General features: G+C 62.5%; 5 protein-coding genes and 1 pseudogene. 4 read left to right on the top strand and 2 right to left on the bottom strand.

The genetic code is table 11. The annotated features are described in order from the left end of the window. A pseudogene (locus tag QOC76_RS01630) lies at window positions 1-147 on the bottom strand (ribonuclease BN); the annotation flags it as partial. A gap of 201 nt (window positions 148-348) precedes the next feature. Next, window positions 349-957, bottom strand: a complete 609-nt coding sequence (locus tag QOC76_RS01625; protein ID WP_526353484.1) for a TetR/AcrR family transcriptional regulator — start codon at window positions 955-957, stop codon at window positions 349-351. Between the two features lie 181 nt (window positions 958-1,138). Between QOC76_RS01625 and QOC76_RS01620 the strand changes: the two genes are divergently transcribed. From QOC76_RS01620 to QOC76_RS01605, 4 genes are all read left to right on the top strand, one after another. Beyond that, a complete protein-coding gene (locus QOC76_RS01620; protein ID WP_526353482.1) occupies window positions 1,139-1,480 on the top strand; it encodes a hypothetical protein in 342 nt (113 codons plus the stop codon). A gap of 265 nt (window positions 1,481-1,745) precedes the next feature. Continuing rightward, the gene (locus QOC76_RS01615) at window positions 1,746-1,979 is read left to right on the top strand and encodes a hypothetical protein (protein WP_526353480.1); all 234 of its coding nucleotides are present in this window, start codon (window positions 1,746-1,748) and stop codon (window positions 1,977-1,979) included. A gap of 174 nt (window positions 1,980-2,153) precedes the next feature. After that, window positions 2,154-2,609, top strand: a complete 456-nt coding sequence (locus tag QOC76_RS01610; protein WP_526353478.1) for a hypothetical protein — start codon at window positions 2,154-2,156, stop codon at window positions 2,607-2,609. 115 nt (window positions 2,610-2,724) lie between these two features. Further along, a partial coding sequence (locus QOC76_RS01605; protein ID WP_526353476.1) for a DUF2252 family protein occupies window positions 2,725-3,298 on the top strand: 574 nt, incomplete at its 3' end.

The following is a 3,298-nucleotide window of genomic DNA, read 5'->3' as shown; positions in this document are numbered from 1 at the left end:
CAGTAGCGGAAACAGCGACACAAACGCGTAGTAGGTGATCAGCGCAGCCAGATAGCCGCCTTGGTCATCGACGTACTTGTAGATCACCGCAACGACAAAGCCCACCACACGGTTTCGTTGCTGCAGCTGATCGAGCCAGCCCACCATCTCGGTCACTCCTCGGAGAGCGTGTGAGCTGGTAATACCCGACGTTGGCCCTGGTCAATCGCGCCGGACGGTCCCGTGTGACTGCGACCGAAGCCCACTGGGCAGTCGATGCCGGCTCCCGCTACGGATTTTGCGCGCCGGACCAACGGCCGGCAGTTCAGATATTGCCTCCGGCGGCCGGCGCAACCATGACCCGGGTTCCTAGGCCAAGAGCTTTTCCACTGCCGACTTCATCACTTCTTCGCGGCTTCTGGCGCCGTGATCGGCAGCGATGAAGTGGTTGCCCACGAACAGCGAAAAGGCCAGCAGGCAGCGGGCTTCCATGTCGTCTGGGTCATCCGAGAGGGCGCTGAAGAGCGAGCGCATGTATTGCATGCGACGGTCGTCAACGCGCTTGAGTCGGTGGGCGACGACCGTGTCGCGTCGCGCCCAGTCGCGGATCGCGAATTCAATGTTGATCATGTCGTAGGTGGAGACCGCGATCGCGAACAGTCGCCGCAGTTTGGTTCGCGCGTCACCACCGCCGTTTTCCACGTAGTTGATCACTTCGTCCGTGACGACGCGCTCCCAGGCGTCGAGCATTTCCTCGAGCAAGGTGTTGCGGTCGCCGAATTGCCAGTAGAAGCCGCCCTTACTGACACCAAGTGCCTGAGCCAGCGCTTCTATGCGCACCGCGTCGAGGCCGCCGACGCCAAGTGCGCGAAGTCCCTCTTGGATCCAGGTCGTGCGCGGTGTGCGAGTCGGGGCGGCCATCGCGCCCACCTCCCTTTCAGGAATAACGCAGCGGCTGTTGACCGATCCAGCAACCATACGCTACCGTACAATACGGCACCGTATGGATCGCCCGTAACGGCTGTCACGGATGGTTGCGATGGTTGCGATGGTTGCGATGGATGCGACACGACGGATTCGGTTTGACGGGCTGCGCATAGCGGCCGCCATATTTTTGGCGGCGAATATTCTTCATACGGTCGATCACGTCAGACAGCACATGGCAGGACTCAATGTCGTGATCATGATTGGCGGTGGCACGTTGACCGCGGCCGCGGTGCTGGTGGCCGTCGTTGCGTTGCGGCGGGACCTGCGCGCACCTGCTGTCGCCGCACTTGTCGGACTCGTCGCTGCTGCGCTCGTGGCCGCCAGTCATGTCGTGCCCCACTGGAGCGTGATCAGCGCGTCGTATCTCGACGATGTACATCCCGATGTTTTGTCCTGGGCGGTCACGCTGCTGGAAGTCGCCTCCGGCTTGTTCCTGGGAGTCGTCGGAATCCGTCGCATACGCATGCCCGAGCAGGTCGCGGCGACAACGGAATCCGCAGAAAGGACACCATGACATGACGATTGACCGTCCGCGTGCTCGCCGATGCGCGGTGCCTGCCGCGGAGCCGTTAATTGGGGGGTCTGACTTTGACTACGCCGACTCCTTTGAAATTCGTCTACGACCCACAGACTCACGCTCGCCTGAACAGGCGTTCCGGACCGCTCTCGACCGAGCGCCAGTCATACGGATGCTCGTACCCCCGGTGCACCGCTACGTGCTCGGAATGCGACTCGGTCCGCTTTCCTCGTCTGAACACCTGTTGGGGTGGAAAATAGTCGTGTCTACGGCCGAGGTCGTCCACCTCGAGGCCGTGTCACCCGTTGCCCACGGGCATATCGTAGGCCGAAACACCGGTGAGACAGCGTCTTTCACGACCTATCTGTTCTACACGCGGCCCGCAGTCGCACGCACGATTTGGACCCTGGTCTCACCTCTGCACCGCGCGGTCGCGCCCTACCTGCTGCAGCGCGGCAATGACGAGAGCGCCCTGGACGGCATTGGGTCACCGTGAAGCTGGCTAACGGATAGCTCTGCGCGACAATCTCGGTCGCCACCTCCCGGCTCCCGCCTGAACGCCGCTGAGCGGGTTCCAAGAACACCGCGAGCGACTGCCAGGCGACACACAACTCGCCGCCCGTGGATGATCCACTAGACCTGAGGAGATAGTTCGGGGCAGCTGACTACGGTGTCTCAATTCGGGTGCCAGTGCGAAACGGATGAAGGTCGTCTTGGCTCCGGCTTCGAGCAACTGTTGGCGATCCGGCTGATGGTCTCCCGGCAGGCCGAGCATCAAGCCCTTGGCGGCCTGAACTCCGTTGCGTCGGACGAACTCGGCGAGAACATGCGCCTTCTGTTCGGGCTCCTTGATCACCTTCGGCTGGGCGGTGAACCATTGGCCTTTGATCAGCAGCCGTACATCGCGGGCGTTCCCAAAGGTCTTCGGCCAGTTAGCCGAACTGGACACCAAAACATCTCCGTCATCCCGCGCGAAATAGCCGATGGCGAAGGCGTACTGATTGCCCGTCTTGCCGCCCGTGTAGTTCAGCAGCATCAACGACCGCTGACGATCCGATGCAGCGGCGACTGCAGCAGCGGCCTGCCGACTGCATTGGCTGAGGCGAACACTTTCGCGAGCTTCTGAGGATCGTCTAACACTTCACTTGCTCCGTTGGTTGGCCGCTGTTGACGCCATCAGCGGGAAATTACCCGCCAGCTGGCCACTGGACTATTCCCTACGAACGGGGTATCCCACCGATATGGATGGCACTGCACCCGCCAGCGTGCACACCGTGCTCGCCGATGCCGACGGCAACGCGTATCGGTCATTGCGGCAGCGACCGGTAACACGGGCCGAGCGATATGCCCTTGGCAAAAGTTTGCGTAAGCGCGTGCCGCGCAAGTCGCTGGCCGACTGGACGGCGCCTTCTGATCGTCCTGACCCTGTGGAACTGATCAACATCAGTCACCGCGGGAGGGTCGACCGGCTGATTCCGATCCGGGTCGGTCGCATGGTCGACTCGCCCTACGGATTTCTGCGCGGAACCGCGGTGGTGATGGCCGAGGACGTCGCGCATCTGCCCGCAACGGGCATCACACCCGTGGTGTGCGGTGACTCGCACTTCGGCAACTTCGGGTTCTACGCTTCTCCGGAGCGGGATCTGGTGATCGACCTCAACGATTTCGACGAGGCCCACCCGGGGGGCTGGGAGTGGGACCTGCGGCGGTTGGCCGCGAGTATCTGGGTCGCCGGGCGCCACAACGGCACGTCGGAGGACCACTGCGGCAACGCGGTGCGGTCGTGTGTGGCGTCGTATCGACAGGAATTGCGTC

Origin of the sequence: Mycobacterium sp. (genome assembly GCF_032159565.1) — a bacterium.
Taxonomy (GTDB): Bacteria; Actinomycetota; Actinomycetes; order Mycobacteriales; family Mycobacteriaceae; genus Mycobacterium.
This window is presented reverse-complemented; position numbering and strand designations above follow the sequence as displayed.

Excerpts from the sequence above, each read along its gene's own strand:
- QOC76_RS01625 (WP_526353484.1), bottom strand. The coding sequence starts at position 957 with ATGGTTGCTGGATCGGTCAACAGCCGCTGCGTTATTCCTGAAAGGGAG.
- QOC76_RS01620 (WP_526353482.1), top strand. The coding sequence starts at position 1,139 with ATGGCAGGACTCAATGTCGTGATCATGATTGGCGGTGGCACGTTGACC.